Annotated in this window: 18 protein-coding genes; 13 read left to right on the plus strand and 5 right to left on the minus strand. The window is 58.0% G+C overall.

All coding sequences use genetic code 11. The annotated features are described in order from the left end of the window. Nucleotides 1-241: 241 nt before the first annotated feature. The 6 genes from AC3CCE_RS02160 to cuyB all read left to right on the plus strand — a co-directional run bounded on the left by AC3CCE_RS02160 (nt 242) and on the right by cuyB (nt 6,515). Complete coding sequence (locus AC3CCE_RS02160; RefSeq protein WP_352627265.1) at nt 242-1,837, plus strand: ABC transporter substrate-binding protein; 1,596 nt, start codon at nt 242-244, stop codon at nt 1,835-1,837. Then, on the plus strand, nt 1,837-2,778 hold the full coding sequence (locus AC3CCE_RS02165; protein ID WP_352448054.1) for an ABC transporter permease: 942 nt from the start codon (nt 1,837-1,839) through the stop codon (nt 2,776-2,778). Before AC3CCE_RS02160 ends, AC3CCE_RS02165 begins: the two co-directional genes overlap by 1 nt. Nucleotide 2,779: 1 nt before the next feature. Continuing rightward, nucleotides 2,780-3,661 (plus strand): ABC transporter permease, encoded by an 882-nt coding sequence (locus AC3CCE_RS02170; RefSeq protein WP_352448053.1) that lies wholly within the window; start codon nt 2,780-2,782, stop codon nt 3,659-3,661. Nucleotide 3,662: 1 nt separating this feature from the next. After that, nucleotides 3,663-4,670 carry an ABC transporter ATP-binding protein gene (locus AC3CCE_RS02175; RefSeq protein WP_352448052.1) on the plus strand — a complete coding sequence of 336 codons (1,008 nt, stop codon included), beginning with the start codon at nt 3,663-3,665 and terminating at the stop codon, nt 4,668-4,670. Then, a complete protein-coding gene (locus AC3CCE_RS02180) occupies nt 4,667-5,704 on the plus strand; it encodes an ABC transporter ATP-binding protein (protein ID WP_352627262.1) in 1,038 nt (345 codons plus the stop codon). The genes AC3CCE_RS02175 and AC3CCE_RS02180 overlap by 4 nt, the downstream gene beginning before the upstream one ends. A 112-nt stretch (nt 5,705-5,816) precedes the next feature. Beyond that, complete coding sequence (gene cuyB, locus AC3CCE_RS02185; protein ID WP_352627268.1) at nt 5,817-6,515, plus strand: cysteate racemase; 699 nt, start codon at nt 5,817-5,819, stop codon at nt 6,513-6,515. Between the two features lie 287 nt (nt 6,516-6,802). Here the strand turns inward: cuyB and AC3CCE_RS02190 are convergent, their stop codons facing one another. Continuing rightward, nucleotides 6,803-8,296 (minus strand): M81 family metallopeptidase, encoded by a 1,494-nt coding sequence (locus AC3CCE_RS02190; RefSeq protein WP_352448049.1) that lies wholly within the window; start codon nt 8,294-8,296, stop codon nt 6,803-6,805. Between the two features lie 607 nt (nt 8,297-8,903). Further along, on the minus strand, nt 8,904-9,083 hold the full coding sequence (locus tag AC3CCE_RS02195) for a hypothetical protein (RefSeq protein WP_352448048.1): 180 nt from the start codon (nt 9,081-9,083) through the stop codon (nt 8,904-8,906). A 372-nt stretch (nt 9,084-9,455) separates the two neighbouring features. On the opposite strand from AC3CCE_RS02195, the gene AC3CCE_RS02200 reads away from it, so the two are divergent. From AC3CCE_RS02200 to AC3CCE_RS02220, 5 genes are all read left to right on the plus strand, one after another. Next, the gene (locus tag AC3CCE_RS02200; RefSeq protein WP_352448047.1) at nt 9,456-10,418 is read left to right on the plus strand and encodes an aminotransferase class IV; all 963 of its coding nucleotides are present in this window, start codon (nt 9,456-9,458) and stop codon (nt 10,416-10,418) included. A 450-nt stretch (nt 10,419-10,868) separates the two neighbouring features. After that, nucleotides 10,869-11,597, plus strand: a complete 729-nt coding sequence (locus tag AC3CCE_RS02205; RefSeq protein WP_352448046.1) for a LuxR family transcriptional regulator — start codon at nt 10,869-10,871, stop codon at nt 11,595-11,597. An 89-nt stretch (nt 11,598-11,686) separates the two neighbouring features. Next, nucleotides 11,687-12,313, plus strand: coding sequence for an acyl-homoserine-lactone synthase (locus tag AC3CCE_RS02210; protein ID WP_352627259.1), 627 nt, complete (start codon nt 11,687-11,689; stop codon nt 12,311-12,313). A 34-nt stretch (nt 12,314-12,347) separates the two neighbouring features. Continuing rightward, nucleotides 12,348-12,605, plus strand: coding sequence for a transcriptional regulator domain-containing protein (locus AC3CCE_RS02215; protein WP_352448044.1), 258 nt, complete (start codon nt 12,348-12,350; stop codon nt 12,603-12,605). Between the two features lie 151 nt (nt 12,606-12,756). Then, nucleotides 12,757-13,158 carry a DUF2285 domain-containing protein gene (locus AC3CCE_RS02220; RefSeq protein WP_488377090.1) on the plus strand — a complete coding sequence of 134 codons (402 nt, stop codon included), beginning with the start codon at nt 12,757-12,759 and terminating at the stop codon, nt 13,156-13,158. Between the two features lie 8 nt (nt 13,159-13,166). Here AC3CCE_RS02220 and AC3CCE_RS02225 read toward each other — a convergent pair whose 3' ends face one another. After that, nucleotides 13,167-13,445 (minus strand): DNA -binding domain-containing protein, encoded by a 279-nt coding sequence (locus tag AC3CCE_RS02225; protein WP_023671869.1) that lies wholly within the window; start codon nt 13,443-13,445, stop codon nt 13,167-13,169. 92 nt (nt 13,446-13,537) lie between these two features. On the opposite strand from AC3CCE_RS02225, the gene AC3CCE_RS02230 reads away from it, so the two are divergent. Further along, the gene (locus tag AC3CCE_RS02230) at nt 13,538-13,816 is read left to right on the plus strand and encodes a helix-turn-helix domain-containing protein (RefSeq protein ID WP_348528084.1); all 279 of its coding nucleotides are present in this window, start codon (nt 13,538-13,540) and stop codon (nt 13,814-13,816) included. Nucleotides 13,817-13,988: 172 nt separating this feature from the next. Further along, nucleotides 13,989-14,204: a helix-turn-helix domain-containing protein gene (locus AC3CCE_RS02235; RefSeq protein WP_023707814.1), complete on the plus strand. Its 216-nt coding sequence runs from the start codon at nt 13,989-13,991 to the stop codon at nt 14,202-14,204. A 350-nt stretch (nt 14,205-14,554) separates the two neighbouring features. Here the strand turns inward: AC3CCE_RS02235 and AC3CCE_RS02240 are convergent, their stop codons facing one another. Further along, complete coding sequence (locus AC3CCE_RS02240; protein WP_488377081.1) at nt 14,555-15,250, minus strand: OmpW/AlkL family protein; 696 nt, start codon at nt 15,248-15,250, stop codon at nt 14,555-14,557. 147 nt (nt 15,251-15,397) lie between these two features. Further along, entirely contained in the window at nt 15,398-15,799 is a 402-nt protein-coding gene (locus AC3CCE_RS02245) for a hypothetical protein (RefSeq protein WP_352627256.1), read from the minus strand. Nucleotides 15,800-16,037 lie beyond the last annotated feature (238 nt).

Genomic DNA, 16,037 nt, shown 5'->3' on the forward strand with positions numbered 1-16,037 from the left:
ATGGCTTGAGACATCGAGTGGCTTGGGTGTCGGGGGACGAGCCGCCGATTGCGTTCCAGAGCGCCAAGACATTTCAGACCACGCGGCTTGGTGCGCCTCGCATTTCAGCAGCCGTCCCGTTTTGACGCAAATTTTCTCACCCAAGTGGTAGCATTCCCAGTATGTCGCCGCCAATTGTGGCATCGGCAGACGCAACAATTGGCGAATCAACCGCCAATGGCTCTAAAAGGGGAATTGAAAGATGACGATTTCTCGACGCAATCTCTTCAAGGCGGGTATCGCCGTCGGAACGGCTTTATCGTTCCCGCCGGTCTTGCGGGCACAGACATCGCCAAGCGCCGACCGGACAGTCCACATGGTGAAGGGTGATTTGACCATCTTCGATCCGGTTGTGACCACGAGCAACTTAACCTTGGACCATGCCTTAGCCGTTTACGATACGCTGTTCTCAAACGACTCCACGTTCGTGCCGCAACCTCAGATGGTGGGAAAGTGGGGCGTTTCGGATGACAAGAAGACCTATACGTTCGAGTTGAGGGATGGCTTAGGCTGGCACGACGGCGCCTCTGTCACGGCGGCCGATTGTGTTGCGTCGATCCATCGTTGGGGGGAAGTCAAACCCGGTGGGCAATTACTCATGACGCGTGCAAGTGACATTTCCAAAAAGGACGAGAGGTCGTTCAAGATAGTTTTAAAGGAGCCTCTCGGGTTACTTCCCACTATTTTGTCTCAAGATCTGTATATAATGCGAGAAAAAGATGCCTCTACACCGGCAACCGACCCAGTGAACGCGAACATCGGATCAGGGCCTTTTGTCTTCAATCATGCCCTGGCGAAGCCCGGGGTCAGTGTTGTCTATGACCGGAATGAAAACTATGTGCCACGCAGCGAGTCATCTAACGGATTCGCTGGCGGGAAGATCGCAAAGGTCGGTCGCATCATCTGGGATGTTATCGCCGACCAGCAGACCGCTTTGGCGGCTTTGCAGGCGGGCGAGATTGACTACCTTGAGGCGCCACCCGCCGATCTTTACCCTGTCATAGACAGTGATCCGAATTTGGCGCTGCAAGTTCTCAATGCATCTGGCTGGGCTTATTTCCTGCGTATGAATTGTCTGCAAAAGCCGTTCGACAATGTCAAAATGCGCCAAGCAGTGCTTCACCTTGTAGATCAGGAAGCTTTTCTTCAGGTTATTTCCCCCGGCCCTCAATTCGCGAGTACCGTCAAGTCATTCTTTGGCGGCGGTAACCCCGTATCTAATGACGAAAATACCGGATGGTTCAAAAAGGGAGGCAATCCGGAGAAGGCGAAGCAACTCCTTAGCGAGGCTGGTTATACAGGCGAGAAGGTTATCATTCTGCAGCCGACAGACTGGGCAGAGGCAAGCAACACCTCGCAAGTTTTGGCGTCCGAGTTGCGGAAGATCGGCGTTAATGCTGAGCTTGCCGCGATGGATTGGGGTACGCTCGTCACACGCCGGGCAAATAAAGGCCCAGTCAACGAAGGTGGCTGGAGCATCTTTATTACAAGTGAGTCCGACTTCTCGCGGGGGGATCCGATAGGTACAGCTGATCTCTCCATGAATGGGGAGAAAGGTTATTTCGGTTGGCCGAGCAGCGACGAATATGAGGTTCTTCGCGCGAAATGGGCCGTTGTCCAAACGATGGAGGAGCGCAAAACGCTCGCAGGCAAAATGCAGCAAATTGCTTGGGATCTCGTTCCTGAGGTCCTTCTAGGGCGGGTTGTTGCCCCAATCGCACGCCGCCAGACGCTTAACGGCCTTATCGGCATGCCGGATTATGTTCCGATGTGGAACATGCAGAAAGCCTCTGCCTGATGGGTGCGTACATCCTTCGCAGATTGGTTTCGACCATCGCCGTCATGGCGATGGTCGGGATCTTCGTCTTCCTGCTTCTCAGGCTGGCGCCAGGCGATCCAGCGGCGATCATCGCCGGCAAGTCGGCCACGGCGGAGATAGTCGCCGGCATCCGCGAAAAGCTGGGCCTGAACGATCCCATGCCGGTTCAGTTCATACGTTGGGTGCGCGACATGCTCAGCGGCGATTTCGGCACCTCGATCTTTGCCGGACGACCGGTTCTCGAGCTCATGTCGCAGCGGCTTGAGCCGACTCTATCCCTATCGATCTTGACGATGGTCCTCTCGGTGACGGTGGGGGTCTCATTCGGCATCGTTGCCGCGTGGCGAACAGGCGGGCTCGTCGACCGCCTCCTCGCCGCCTTTTCGGCACTTGGTTATTCCGTCCCTGTCTTTGTCATCGGTTATTTTTTCATATATTTCTTCGCCATCAGGATGCATTGGCTGCCGGTCCAGGGATACGTCCCGATCGATGGTGGCCTCGGCCCTTGGTTTGTGCACCTGATCCTGCCAACCGTAGCGTTGGGGCTCGGCTACATTGCGTTCATCGCGCGGGTTACGCGGGCGAGCATGCTTGAGGTGTTGTCGGAAGACTACATGCGAACGGCCGCCGCCAAAGGCGCTTCATCCTATGCCATGCTTTTTCACCATGCCTTGAAGAATGCCGGCGTCCCGATCCTGACCGTAATCGGCATAAGCTTCGCCTATCTGATCGGCGGGGTTGTCCTCACCGAAACGGTGTTCAACATACCCGGTATCGGTCGTCTGGTCGTCGATGCGATCAACAATCGCGACTATCCCATAATCCAGAGCGTACTCATCCTGACTTCGGGTCTGTACGTCCTTATCAATCTCGCGGTCGATCTGGCCTATACGCTTGTCGATCCACGGATCCGGTACTGATATGAGCCTCATCTTCGCACCAGTTGAATCCGTGCCGATGCGTCGGCTCCAGCTATCCGACCTTCCACGCCTGGCAAGGCGGCACCCGCTGGTCCTGGTCGGCGGCGGCCTGTTGGCGCTCCTGATCATTCTGGCGCTCGCCGCCCCCCTTTATGCCGGAGATCCGGTGAACATGGATCCATTCAAGCGCCTCCAGCCGCCTTCCGCCGAGATGTGGTTCGGGAGCGACAATCTGGGCCGGGACGTGTTTGCCCGAACGATCTTCGGTGCCCGAATATCCCTCATGGTCGGATTGCTGTCGGCGGCATGCGCGGCTCTTGCCGGGGCTCTGATCGGTGTTATCGCCGGCTACAGCCGCAGCTTCGACAACGTCGCCATGAGGGTCATGGACGGCCTGATGTCGATCCCGACCATTCTGCTGGCGATTGCGCTCATTTCTCTGACAGGTCCCGGCATCGGCATCCTCATCGTCGCGATCGCGATCCCCGAGACGCCAGCCGTCGCGCGGCTTGTTCGTTCGGTGGTTTTGGGTGTTCGCGAGCGTCCCTATGTGGAGGCCGCGATCTGCGGCGGTGCGCGCCTGCCCAAGGTGCTGTGGCGGCATATCCTGCCGAGTACCATTCCTGCGCTGATGGTCCAGGGCGCTACTGTATGCGCCAGTGCGATCCTGACGGAGGCGGGGCTGAGCTTCCTCGGCGTGGGCGTGCCGCCAGAGATTCCGAGTTGGGGCAACATGATCGCCAGTTCGCGCCTATACCTCGCCATCGCCCCATTGACGATCTTCGCCCCCGGAATCTGCCTTGCCGTCGCGGTGCTTGCCGTCAACCTGCTCGGCGACGGCCTGCGCGACCTGTTCGACCCCCGCGCGAAGCGGAGGCGCTGACATGCAGATGCATCAAACCATAGGGAACGATGTGCTTCTCGACGTTCGAAACCTTGAGACCCACTTTTACGGCGAAGAAAGTGTCACGCGCGCCCTGGGCGGCGTCAGCTTCCAGGTCATGAAAGGCGAGACGCTCGGCGTCGTGGGCGAGTCGGGCTGCGGGAAGAGCGTCACCGCTCTCTCCGTCCTTCGCCTGCTGCCGAAGCTGAGCGCCAGGACCGTCGGCGGCGAGGTTCGCTTCCACGGGCGCGACCTGCTTGAGCTGTCCGATCAGGAGATGCGAAAGGTCCGCGGCGACCAGATCGCCATGATCTTCCAGGAGCCGATGACGAGCCTGAACCCGGTCTATACGGTCGGTCACCAGATCGCCGAGGCGGTTCAGATCCACACCAAGGCCTCGCGGTCCGTTGCCATGGCAAAGGCCGAGGAGATGCTGCGTCTCGTCCGCATCGCGGACCCCGAGCGTCGCGTCAGCAACTATCCTCATGAAATGTCGGGTGGCATGCGCCAGCGCGCAATGATCGCCATGGCTCTTGCCTGCTCACCGGAACTGTTGATTGCCGACGAGCCGACGACCGCGCTTGACGTCACCATCCAGGCACAGATCTTGCGTCTGATCGTGGATCTGAAAGAGCGCACGGGAACGGCTGTCATGTTCATTACACACGATCTGGGTGTTGTGGCGGAGACATGCCAACGCGTGATTGTCATGTATGCTGGCCGCATAGTCGAGCAAGCGAACGTGATAGATTTGTTTGCTCGCCCGGCGCATCCCTATACTCAGGGTCTCATGCGATCGGTGCCTGACCGGCGGCGTGGCCGACAGCGCAGCCTTCCGGAAATCCCCGGCATCGTGCCGAGCCTGCGCGAACCCATTATGGGCTGCAGCTTTGCTCCTCGCTGCCCGTTCGCGATCGATATTTGCCGCGAGAAGACACCCATCCTAAGTGATGTCAGGCCGGGTCACGCTGCGGCTTGCTGGCGCGCCGAAGAGGTGATAGCCGCATGAACGGTCCTCTGCTGAAAGTCGAGAGTCTGACGAAGCATTACCCGCTCGGTGCGGGAATCTTCAAGAAAAGCATCCCGATGATCCGGGCGGTGGAGGATGTATCCTTTTCCGTCGAGGCGGGCGAGACGCTCTGTATCGTCGGCGAATCCGGTTGTGGCAAGTCGACAGTGGCGCGGCTCCTGATGCGGCTCGTGGAGCCGACGGGCGGGCGCGTGCTGATCGATGGGACCGATATTGCCGGTTTCAAGAAGGACGCGCTTCACGCGTGGCGTCGTCGGATGCAGATGGTCTTTCAGGATCCCTACTCGTCACTCAACCCGCGCCTCACCGCCGAACAGATCATCACTGAACCCGTCGAGAATTTCGAGCGCCTCAGCCGCAAGCAACGCCAGGCACTTGCCGCGGATCTTCTCCGAAAGGTCGGAATGTCGCCCGAGATGATGAACAGGCTGCCATCCGAATTGTCGGGCGGTCAGCGCCAGCGGCTCGGCATCGCACGCGCCCTGTCGCTTAAGCCCTCGCTCATAATCGCCGACGAAGCAGTCTCAGCCCTTGACGTATCCGTGCAGGCACAGATCTTGAATCTGCTTCTGGATCTCCAGCAGCAGATGGGCATTGCCTTCGTCTTCATCTCGCATGACCTTAGCGTCGTGGAGCATATCGCGCATCGCGTCGCGGTCATGTATCTGGGGCGGATCGTCGAGCTTGCGCCGTGCGACGCGCTCTTTGCCAAGCCAGTTCATCCTTATACCGAGGCGCTGATCGCGGCAGCTCCGGTTCCGGATCCGACGCAGGTTCGGCTGGACGCACCGGTCGAGGGCGAAGTGCCAAGCCCCATCAATCCGCCGAGCGGATGCACGTTTCATCCGCGCTGTCCGCTCGCGGTCGAGCGTTGCCGCATCGACGTGCCGCCTTTGGTGCCGATGGCCGACGGACGGATCGTAGCCTGTCATGTGCGCGCTCCAGCTACAGACATCCCGAGACACCTGGCTGAAGCGAGCGATTATCCGCCTACTAGCGTGGCTCGGTTCTGATCCGGCATCGCGTACCGGCGTTTCGGCGGTGAAATGCAAAGGTTAGTATTCGGGCGGCAACAGAGCGCGCTCCCGGCGTCCGGTCGTGTCCATAAGACTTCGAGGTTTTGTTATGTCGCCAAAAACGGTCGGAATTATCGGCGGGCTCGGTCCCATGGCCACCGTCGCCTTCATGAATTCGGTTCTGGAGCATACGCCGATAAAGAGCAATCGCGACCATCTGCACATGATCGTCGACTGCAATCCTAAGGTTCCTGATATTAACGCGGCCATCCTCGGCACCGGGCCGAGTGCGGCCGCTGCACTTGCCGCGGGCGGTAGGCGCCTCGAAACAGCTGGGGCCGATTTAGTAGTTATGGTTTGCAATGCTGCTCACGTTTATGAGGACGAATTGCGACGGGCAGTTGCGGTTCCCTTCATCAGCATGATCGAGGAGACAGTGAGAACAATCCGATCCGATACGCCGCAGTGCAGGCGTGTAGGATTGCTGGCGACAGACGGCTGCCTTAGGTCTAACCTTTATCAGGAACGTCTTGCCAGTGTTGACCTAATCCCGGTTTTACAAACGGACGATGAGCTTGGCCGGTTGATGCTCGCTCTCAGCCGGATCACCGCTGGCGACATAAGTCACGCAATCCGATTCGAGATCCTGGGCCTCATCGATGCGTTGGCAGAGCGGGGAGCGGAAACCGTCGTCCTCGCCTGCTCGGAAATCGCCCTTGTCGGCCTGGATGCAGGAATCGATGTACCGGTGATTGATCCTTGCCTTGTGTTGGCTAAGACGACCGTTCGTACGGCGCTAGGCGGATAATAACGCCGCGCCGCTTGTTAGTCTAAATATTCCCTCCGAAAAGCCATGTTCCCCGCGGTCACGAGCTGCAGCCCCATGGGCGCCGCGCCGTCACATGCTATGAGGAAAGCGCAAGGATTGCGCAATGGGTTTTAAAAGGTCGGTAGCTGGCAATATAGGGCGGATCATCCTCCGTGGCGAGTGGATGAGGTGCCCGTTTCTCCTTCGGTCGTCATGGAGGAGAAACGGGTGCGTCGGCGCCTCTGTGCTTGGTATTTGGGATGTATTTGGGGTGAGGCAGTACCGACTCAAATGCGCATGTCGCGATCAAGTGGGAAGATTGGCCGCGGCACATTCTGATAGGGCAGTTTTTCCCAATTCGGTGTGGTGAGAGCGCCACTATCGCAAACAATGACTTTGCCGGCAATTGCCTCGAAGGCAGCGCGGAAATGCTGCATTGACTTCAGGCCGACTACAGTCTTAGCGGCGGGATCAATCCCAAATGCACGAAATTGCTGCAGGTCCAGTATTTGAGCTGGCTCGCTCACCACGAGAATGTCGATTCCCTTGACGCGCAAGACTGCAGTTCGACCCCATGAAAAACTCAATCCGCCTTGCATCTCGCCGTCGCAAGTATAGGAACCATTGCTGATCAGGCAAATCTCGCCTTCGATTTCCAAGGGCCCCCCTCCGAAGCGCGGATCGAACTTACCGCCCAGCTTTACCTGCACACGGTCGCCCACTGTGTGGCCATGCAGCTTCTTAGCTGTTTCTGCATCAACCATTGGTCCAAAGGCCGCGTCGGTAATTCCGGCGTCCATCAACGCGTTCAACAGATTTGTCGAATCGCCATAGCCACCACCACCGGGATTGTCAGCATAGTCTGCTATGATTAGGGGGCCTGCACCCCGCCCGTAAGCCTTTGCGAAATCCGCCGCCTCCTCGACCGAGATATAGGAATTCAAAACTTCAAAACGCTTTTGCCATATATCATCGGCGATCGCCTCAGCGAAGGCGCGGTGCTTGGCCTCGTTGCCCTCATAGGTTATCGTGACCGTCGGTCCGATCTCGCGAATATCGGCTTCGGCGAACCCGGTATTGATGCTGACTGCGAAGACACCAGGCTCTTTCTCATAGGCAATGGATTTGGCTATCCTATCGACCATCGGACCGACATCGGTGCGGCCGCAATTCACTTCTTCCAACATTGGACGGTGTACCCGCAATGTGCGTGGTCGAATTTCTCCCTTCATAGTGCGGTGAAGAATCGCGCTGGCATGCCGACCGCACTCGCGCATATCTAAATGGGGATAAGTCTTGTAAGACACGATTATATTGGCAAGCTCACACATCTTCCGCGTCACGTTTCCATGGTGATCGAGCACGATTGCAATAGGCATGTCCGGTCCGACCACTGCACGCAGCCGCTCCAGCAACTCGCCTTCTCCGTCCTCGCAAAACTCGGTGACCATGGCGCCATGTAGCGCAAGCAGGATGCCATCCAACTTCTCCCTGTGTTGACCGGCGGCTTTTACGATGGCTCCGCCCAAGCGATCAAAAGCATCACGAGTTACGGCACCGGCCGGTTCGGCGGCAGCGCTCAGAACATGCGTTTGCTTCCAACCGAAGTCGCGCGCGCAGTCGCAAAAGCCGGCCAGCTCGGTATTAACTTGGCCGCGCTCCTTGATGGCGTCGTCGCCGAGATAGACGAAGTACCTCTTGAATGCCTCGTAGCCGGTGGGGTTCTTGTTAAAGGTATTGGTCTCGTGGCTGAACTCGGCGGTAAGAACACGGTATGACATGATGAAGCCCTTGTTCGCATATTCCAAATTACCGAGCGCAGCTCTAATAGATGCGCTCGAATTCCGAAGGTTAAGGTCGTCCCCTACCGCTTAAGTATCGTCGAACAGATTTGGCTCCTGCCAGGTGCATTTCGAGAACGATGGTCTCGCTCGCCCGAAGGTCTCGGGGCCCCGGCATGAGCAGTCCGTCGAGGCTCGCCGCCGCAGGTTCGAACTCCCCCGCCGGCGATTGCAGCTGCGCGGCTACCGGCGATTGTTCGCTTGGGCCCTGAGGCGAACCACACTGGCCTTCCCGGAGTCGGGCTAGCTATAGGGTGGTATGCTATCTGCAAGTCACGCGCTCTTTGAATCAAACGATCCGGCTTAACGAAATGGCAGAGCAGATTTTGCGACTTCTTTGCAATAAAGGCACCATTCGCCCCACCTCACAGCGCCTCCGGCATGACGCAGCTTCGACCGCATGCTCTAGAGCAGTCGACAATCATCGGCTCCAGATGATTGCGGCGGCGAGAGACATGAAACATAGCGGATGGTCTGCAATCGAAGCGTGTGCGAAGCGCCGGAAGAGTTCAGCTTGTTGAAATATCGTTCGACGAGATAACGCCGCTTATAGACCGATGCGCTGAACGGGAAGCTGCCTGTCCGGGTTTCCTCGACGGGATGTCGCCCATGTCTTGCGCTCTGCCGCCAGCACTCGAATGACATTGCTGTCGTTGGCGCAGTCCGCGAGCAGGATCGCATCGGGCTGGAGAGCGTGCTGGCAAAGGCGGAAGGAGCTGTCGATCATGATGATCTCGCCGTCATATTAGCGGTCGTCAAGCTGTATTCAATTTCTTGTTTGCAGAATCCGATTGATGCGTTTTTATCAACTCGAGCACTCTTTTGAAGCGCGTTTTGCGTGTGCAGCGTCTCTTTGGTCACATTCTATGCGCAGAGACTGCGATTACTTCTGCGCGGCCAACTTGCACGTCTGGGCGGAAAAATTTGGCTTAAGTCTGCCGGTGTGGACAGGCTGGTAATTTATATCGCGTCCGAGTTAGGGGAATTGTACCGACACTCTACGTGCCGACCTTCGAAGGCTGAAGAGCCTTCAACGCGGGGCTGCAGGATGACCGGGTGCCTGGACCGGCCAACCCAACACGGATTGAAGGATTGAGAAATGACACTTGCAGCAACCGAACCCACAATGGATTTGCCGGTCGTCGAGGAGCGTCACCGAGACCGCCGGCGATACCCCAACGGTGTGGCTTTCATGGACGGACAGTATCTGCCGATGTCCGAAGCCAAGATTTCCGTTCTGGACTGGGGTTTTCTACACTCCGACGTTACTTACGATACCGTCCACGTATGGGACGGTCGATTCTTTAGGCTCGACCAGCACCTCGACCGCTTCTTCCAGAGCATGAAGCGGCTGCGCATGAAACTGCCCTATGATCGGGCCGAGATTGCGGCAATCCTTGCGAACTGTGTCTCCCTATCGGGACATAACTCCGCTTATGTTGACATGATCTGCACGCGTGGTGCATCGTCAACTTTTAGCCGTGACCCCCGCGAAGCCGAGAACCGCTTCATAGCTTTCGCGTTGCCGTTCGGGTCGGTCGCCAACAAGGAGCAACTCGAGCGCGGCCTGCACATCGCAATTAGCGACACTGTGCGCATTCCCCCGACCTCGATTGACCCGGCGATCAAGAATTGCCACTGGCTGGACCTTGTGCAGGGGTTGTTCGAGGCATACGATTATGGCGCGGAAACAGCGTTAGTCGTCGATACTAACGGCAACATTGCTGAGGGGCCCGGCTTCAATGTGTTCGCCGTCAAGGATGGCCGTCTCAGGACCCCGGCACACAGCGTCCTACCCGGCATAACGCGCCAGACTGTTTTCGACCTCTGCAGTGAACTTGGCATGTCCGCCATGGCCGACGATGTCGGGCCCGGCGAGATTAAAGCTGCGGACGAGGTGTTCATCACCTCAACCGCCGGCGGGATCATGCCGGTGACGCGAATCGATGCCGCATTGATCGGAGACGGAAAAGTCGGATCTGTCACGCGGGAATTGACTAGCCTTTATTGGAAGAAGCACACCGATCCTAGCTGGTCTACTTTAATTTCGGCCTTAGTTTAATGCAAGATTTTCACACGTTGCTGATGCCGGCTCCTGTCCGCCTCAGGGAGGCAAATAAAAGGCGATCAACGCAGATGAACTGCTAGGAAGAAAAACAGGTAGTTTCTTCCATGGTCTTTAGAGAGCGTCGCAGGGGCGGGTCACTGGTTGAAACGATGGGACGTGGGCCGGCCCGTGCATGGGACGAAACGACATCTGTGCCGTATCAGTCGCTGCCGTCTCTGCCAGATCGCGCTATAGCAACGCTTCCTCGAAGGGCTTCAGGCCGAATTGCGCTCCGACGCATACCGACCTAGATAACAGCGCCGTCGAAGCACGTATCGCCCTCCCAAGGCGCATGGCCCGGCACGGAGCTCAGTCTCCGGCCGGGCCTTCAACCCTGAATGGCTGCGCATTGGCCGGCCCGTCTTGGCTCCTTTGTGAGGGGCCAGAACTCACTGCAGTTTAGCTATGCAAAATGCTTTTCATAGATTTGTAGAGCAGATCGCAGACAGCGCTGACGCGACGGGCCTGCGCAACGCTCTGGGCGAGATTGCCTCTTCGCTCGACTTGCCGTCTTTTGCCTATCTTTTCCCTTTGCCTGGCAAGGGCCGCAAGGTGCGCCTGATTTCCACCTACCCTCAATCCTGGACATCTCACTACCTTCACAGTCGGTATGAAAAGATTGACCCGGTAATTCATCAAGCGCGTGGTGGTCAGGAACCATTCAACTGGGATGCGCACGGTGCTGATCTCGAACTATCGACGCAGCAGCGACAATTGATGGATGAGGCGACGCAGTTTGGCATTCGCTGGGGCTTCACGATCCCGATCCATGACAGCACCGGTAGTTTTGCAGCACTGACCTTCGCCTCCGATGAAAGGCGACCACCGTTCTTTCGCGTGATTAATCGATACGACCGCGCGCTCGAACTCATCGCGATCTTCTTCCATCTTCATGCCTGTCGCAAGCTGGCCGACGGCAGGACCGTGGATGGCGTTACCCTATCTCGAAGGGAAATGGAGTGTCTGAAGTGGGCGGCTCGGGGCAAGACGGCGTGGGAAATCGGCCGCATCTTGGGAATCAGTCGGAGCACCGCAGCCTATCATCGGGATAACGCCAGGAAGAAGCTTGGCGTGAAGACGGCTATTCAGGCAGCTGTTCGGCTTGCACTGTCGCGGCCATCTCTCTTCACCTGATCTCCAAAACCTGGGCACATACACAGGTTGTTTCAACTCCGGCCTTTGCCTTCAATCGCAGGTGCTATCCATGCGAGGAGAAGGCCATCATGTTGCAGTTGATCACGCCGGGTTGTTACGCTGAGTTCAGCGATGAGCTCGAACAGATGCATCGCTTGCGGTATCGCGTTTTCAGGGATCGACTTGATTGGGACGTTTCGTTCAGCGGGGGCTTTGAGGTCGATCCGTTCGATGCGCTTCGTCCCCACTACCTATTGCTGGGTGAGCCCGACGGACGCATCGACGGCTGCGTGCGCCTGTTGCCGACTACAGGACCGACGATGCTGCGTGATAGCTTCTTCGCTCTTCTTGCCGGCTGTCCAGCGCCGGAAGATCCGCGTGTTTGGGAAAGCAGCCGTTTTGCGCTTGATCTGCCGCCTTCCGCGCCCAAACAGGCGGGCATCGCAATTGGCACCTACGAGCTGTTTGCCGGAATGGTCGAGTTTGGTTTGTCACGCGGCCTGCGCAGCATCGTCACCGTAACCGATTTGCGAATAGAGCGGATCTTGCGTCGCGCCGGCTGGCCACTCGAACGGCTGTCCGATCCGCAAACAATTGGCAACACTCGTGCCGTTGCCGGATATCTCGACGTCTCGACAGAGAGCTTGGAAGCCCTTCGCCGCAATGGCGGGCTCAAGGGCCCGGTCCTGTGGACCCCGGTCATGAAGATCGCCTGAGCTTCGGGATCCAATCTTCCTTGGAAATGGTGCAATGAACGAGACGAGACTTGGCCGTGCGTGGCCAGACTGGCAAGATGATGACTCCTACGGCTATGTCGAGCAGCTGACCAGCCGAGGCTGGGCCTGGGAATTCCTCAGGCGCAATCCGGACTTCCAAAAGGATCTGGCGAACGCGCTACGCGGTGCCGAACGCACGAACGCCCGGTCCATGGACATTATCAGCCTGGCTTCGAATACTGTTGATCTCTCGCGCTGGGGACTTCTGTTTTGCGAGCTCAAAAGGAACTGATGCGAGCGTTTTTTGGTGCCCCTGCCAATGTCCGCATGTTTTGCCCGTTGTGGCCGAAACGGCGGCGCGGCCGCGCGGGGTCGACTTGCTTGATCTCGCCCGGCACTCCTGCCGCATCTCCATGCTCGTCACGCGGGACGGGCATCAGCACATGCTGGTCGAGGACAGTGGCAGGAGCTTGCAGCTGGCTGCTTCCGGCGTCAGCATCCTCGAACCTGTGCGATTGACATCCTCGGTCCTCTGGTCGCCAGAGGAACTGAAGCAGCGCCTGAACGCGTTGGAATGTCTGAACAGCCTCTGTTGGACCGGCAGGCTGCAATCAGGATTCTTTCCGACCGAGCCCCGTAGCTCGCGGTTGCGCCGAGTCTTGCATGCCCTCGACGGCTTCATCGCTGGCGTATCACACCGCGAAATCGGCCTTGCTCTCTTCGGCAGAGCCCGTGTCGAGCAGGACTGGGCCGACCCCGGTGACCATCTTCGAGACAGCGTCCGCCGTGCAGTCAGACGCGGGCGCTCGCTAATGAACGGTGGTTATAAGGGTCTTCTTCTATAACGCCACCATCAGGCCTTTTGACGGCCAGAGAACAGCTCCTTGTAGCCCGCCACGACCAGCCAGTGGGCGCGCGCGAGATGGCTGCGAACCGCCCTTTGGGCGCGCGCGGGCTCTTGCACCGGATCGATTCCCAATATCGCCTGGGCCATCTCTTCTTCGCTGGCATTACCGGCGCATGCATCTAAGAGCTTCAAATATGTCGTGAAGTGCTCATCGTCGTAAGCGGTCAGGCTCTCCGCCCATGGGACTTCGTCGGCAACAGCAGGTTTGAGCAATCTGTCTACCATGTCATCTCTCGCCGTAAGACCTATCCCGCGCCGCGCAGATCTTCGACCGCACAATATCCTAAAATGGGATAATCCGAAACTGGGATTAGTCCATGAGCCGGTTCCTTCTTGGCCCGGTTCGTCTGATGCCGAAATCACTTCGATCAGCTCGCCAGCGCCGGCTGCTACAACGGCTGATTGCGGCACGCAAAACCAAAGGGGCCACCCAGACCCAGGTTGCTGATATGTTGGGCCGCCCACAATCCTTCGTGGCCAAGTACGAGGGTGGTGAACGTCGGCTGGACGTCATTGAGTTTCTCGACGTCGCCGAGGCTCTCGGTATCGATCCTTGCGAGCTTCTGGCACAATTGCGTCGCGCTCATGACCTGTAGATGCGTGCGCTCTGTTGGCTGCCAAACTTCACGATTCCCGTCCTTGAGTTCACGGCTCAGGGGATTTGCCCTCGCGAAATGATGCCGTGCAGCCGCTCGCCCTTTGTTGTCTCTGATCTTTGTAGAGAATACTCCGTGGTGAAATGCTCGACAAGAGGGTGGCTTCTCGTGCATGGAAATCCGAGAGGTCTTTGCCCGCAATCTGCGTAGGCATCGCCAAAAAAAGAAATTGTCGCAGGAAGCGCTGGCGCATGAGGCTGGCGTTGACCGAACATATGTCAGCGCACTTGAGCGCTCGGTCTATGCCGCCAGCATTGATACGGTGGCGAAACTCGCCAGAGTCCTCGGAGTCGATCCGGCCGATCTACTCAACCCTCATTCTGAATAAATCCGGAAGCGGGGACGAAAACGCGGTTGATGAGACTCGGCCAGGAGGTTTTCCAGGCATTCATGCTCCGACAGGAACGCCCGCGCCTGACGACGTACACCTGGTGCTCGTGAACCGAGCCCGCTTTACTTCGGCAAGCTCAGGCGGTCTCGGCCCGCCCCTTGGCGTGGGCAGCCCTTTGGGCTGCGACGGCCGCCGCCCTTGCGGGCGGCGCGGTTTGTCTGTTGGCTTTCCCGGAAGCGGGACAATGGCTTCTTCAAGGGTCGCCCGTTCAGGGCCGGCGGAAAAAGGGCGCACAAGGCGCGTCCTCATTTCGATCGACTATCAGCAGCTGCCTTCACCTTTCGTTGTTAGAAGCGGTAGGTGACACCTGCGCCTATCAACCAGGGATCGAGCTCCGCCTTTCCCGTCTGCTTCGCGCCGTCCACAGTGACGTCGAAGTCTGGCTTGAGGAAAAGCTTCTTCACGTCGAAATTGACGCCCCAATGCTGATCCACCATGTAGTCGAACCCGACCTGCAGCGCGGTGCCGAACGTGTTATCAACCTTGAGAGCATCGGCACTGCCGGCATGCTGGTTATAGAATATCGTGTAGTTCACGCCGGCGCCGACATAGGGCTTGAAAGCGCCGAACTTGGTAAAATGATACTGCAATGTGAGCGTGGGCGGCAGCAGCCAAACCTTGCCGACATTGCCCAGCGCGCCGATCGCTCCTTGGCCCTCAATGTTGGCATAGGTGGTGCCAAGGATAAGCTCCGTGGCGATGTTGTCCGTGAAGTAATAGGAGATATCGAGTTCCGGCGTCACAGTGTTCGAATACGAAAGGCCGGAGCCGGGCTCTGCATTGACGTAGCCCGAATCCTCAGTAATGACCCCCAACGCGCGCAGGCGGACCTGCCAAGGATTTGGCCATTCCGTGACCGCGGCTCCAGCCTGCGGGACGCTCGCGGCTTGCGCAAGCTCGGCCGTCAAGGCCTGCTGTCCCATCAGAATCAGGACGATGGCCGCTGTTACGCCCCGCGCCACGCCCATTCGCTTTCTCGCCATGATATTCTCTCCTTGCTCTTCAGAAATGATGCACTGAACTACGAAAACTCTTGCAAATTGCGGATTGGCGGAGCGCTCATGCGCAGTGTGCGCGGGACCGCGCACATACTATTTGCGCCGTGCTCGCAATCATCGACCTGTACTCACTTAGAAGTGAGCGGGATAACCAAAGGCCTGCAGCTTTGCGACCATGTTACGCGCGTGGCCCGGGTAGGCGCGTTCGGCCACGCTTCGTGGTGGCGAGCAGGATCTGCGTAGGCGGCAATGGTGGTCCCGGCCCCACAGTGAGGGCGGATTTCCGGCCGTTTTGCCAGAATTGTAGAGGTACTGACCGCGCCGCACGAACACGGGAACCTTGTCAGGACGTTCGAAGATCGCTGTCAGCGCGTCGTGGTGGGGATTGAACTGTGTTCCACCGAACTGCCCCAGGGTCCTGGCCGACTGGCTGGCGGCCCAGGCAAGTGTCTGTTCTCCTTCGACATCTTCGAGCCAAAGATAGGGATCATCGTCCGGGGCATTCAGCGTTGGTTTGAAATCAAATACGGTCATCTCCGGATAACGTGAAGTATGGTGTCGAATGGAAAATAACCGCAACGTCCTGTCGGCTCGTAAAGGCCCGGTTTCGCAGCTGCGACTGCATGTTCGGCGGGCTCGATCATGGCATGATTTCTCCTCAGTCCTTGCCGCAGCGCGTTTGCGGATAGTCTTGCACGTGTCGTGCCAAACGAGAAAATCATTTCACAACAGTGACATGGCTCTGACTGCCGTGTGCCTCATGTCGACTTTG

It is taken from the genome of Mesorhizobium sp. P160187 (assembly GCF_057766425.1).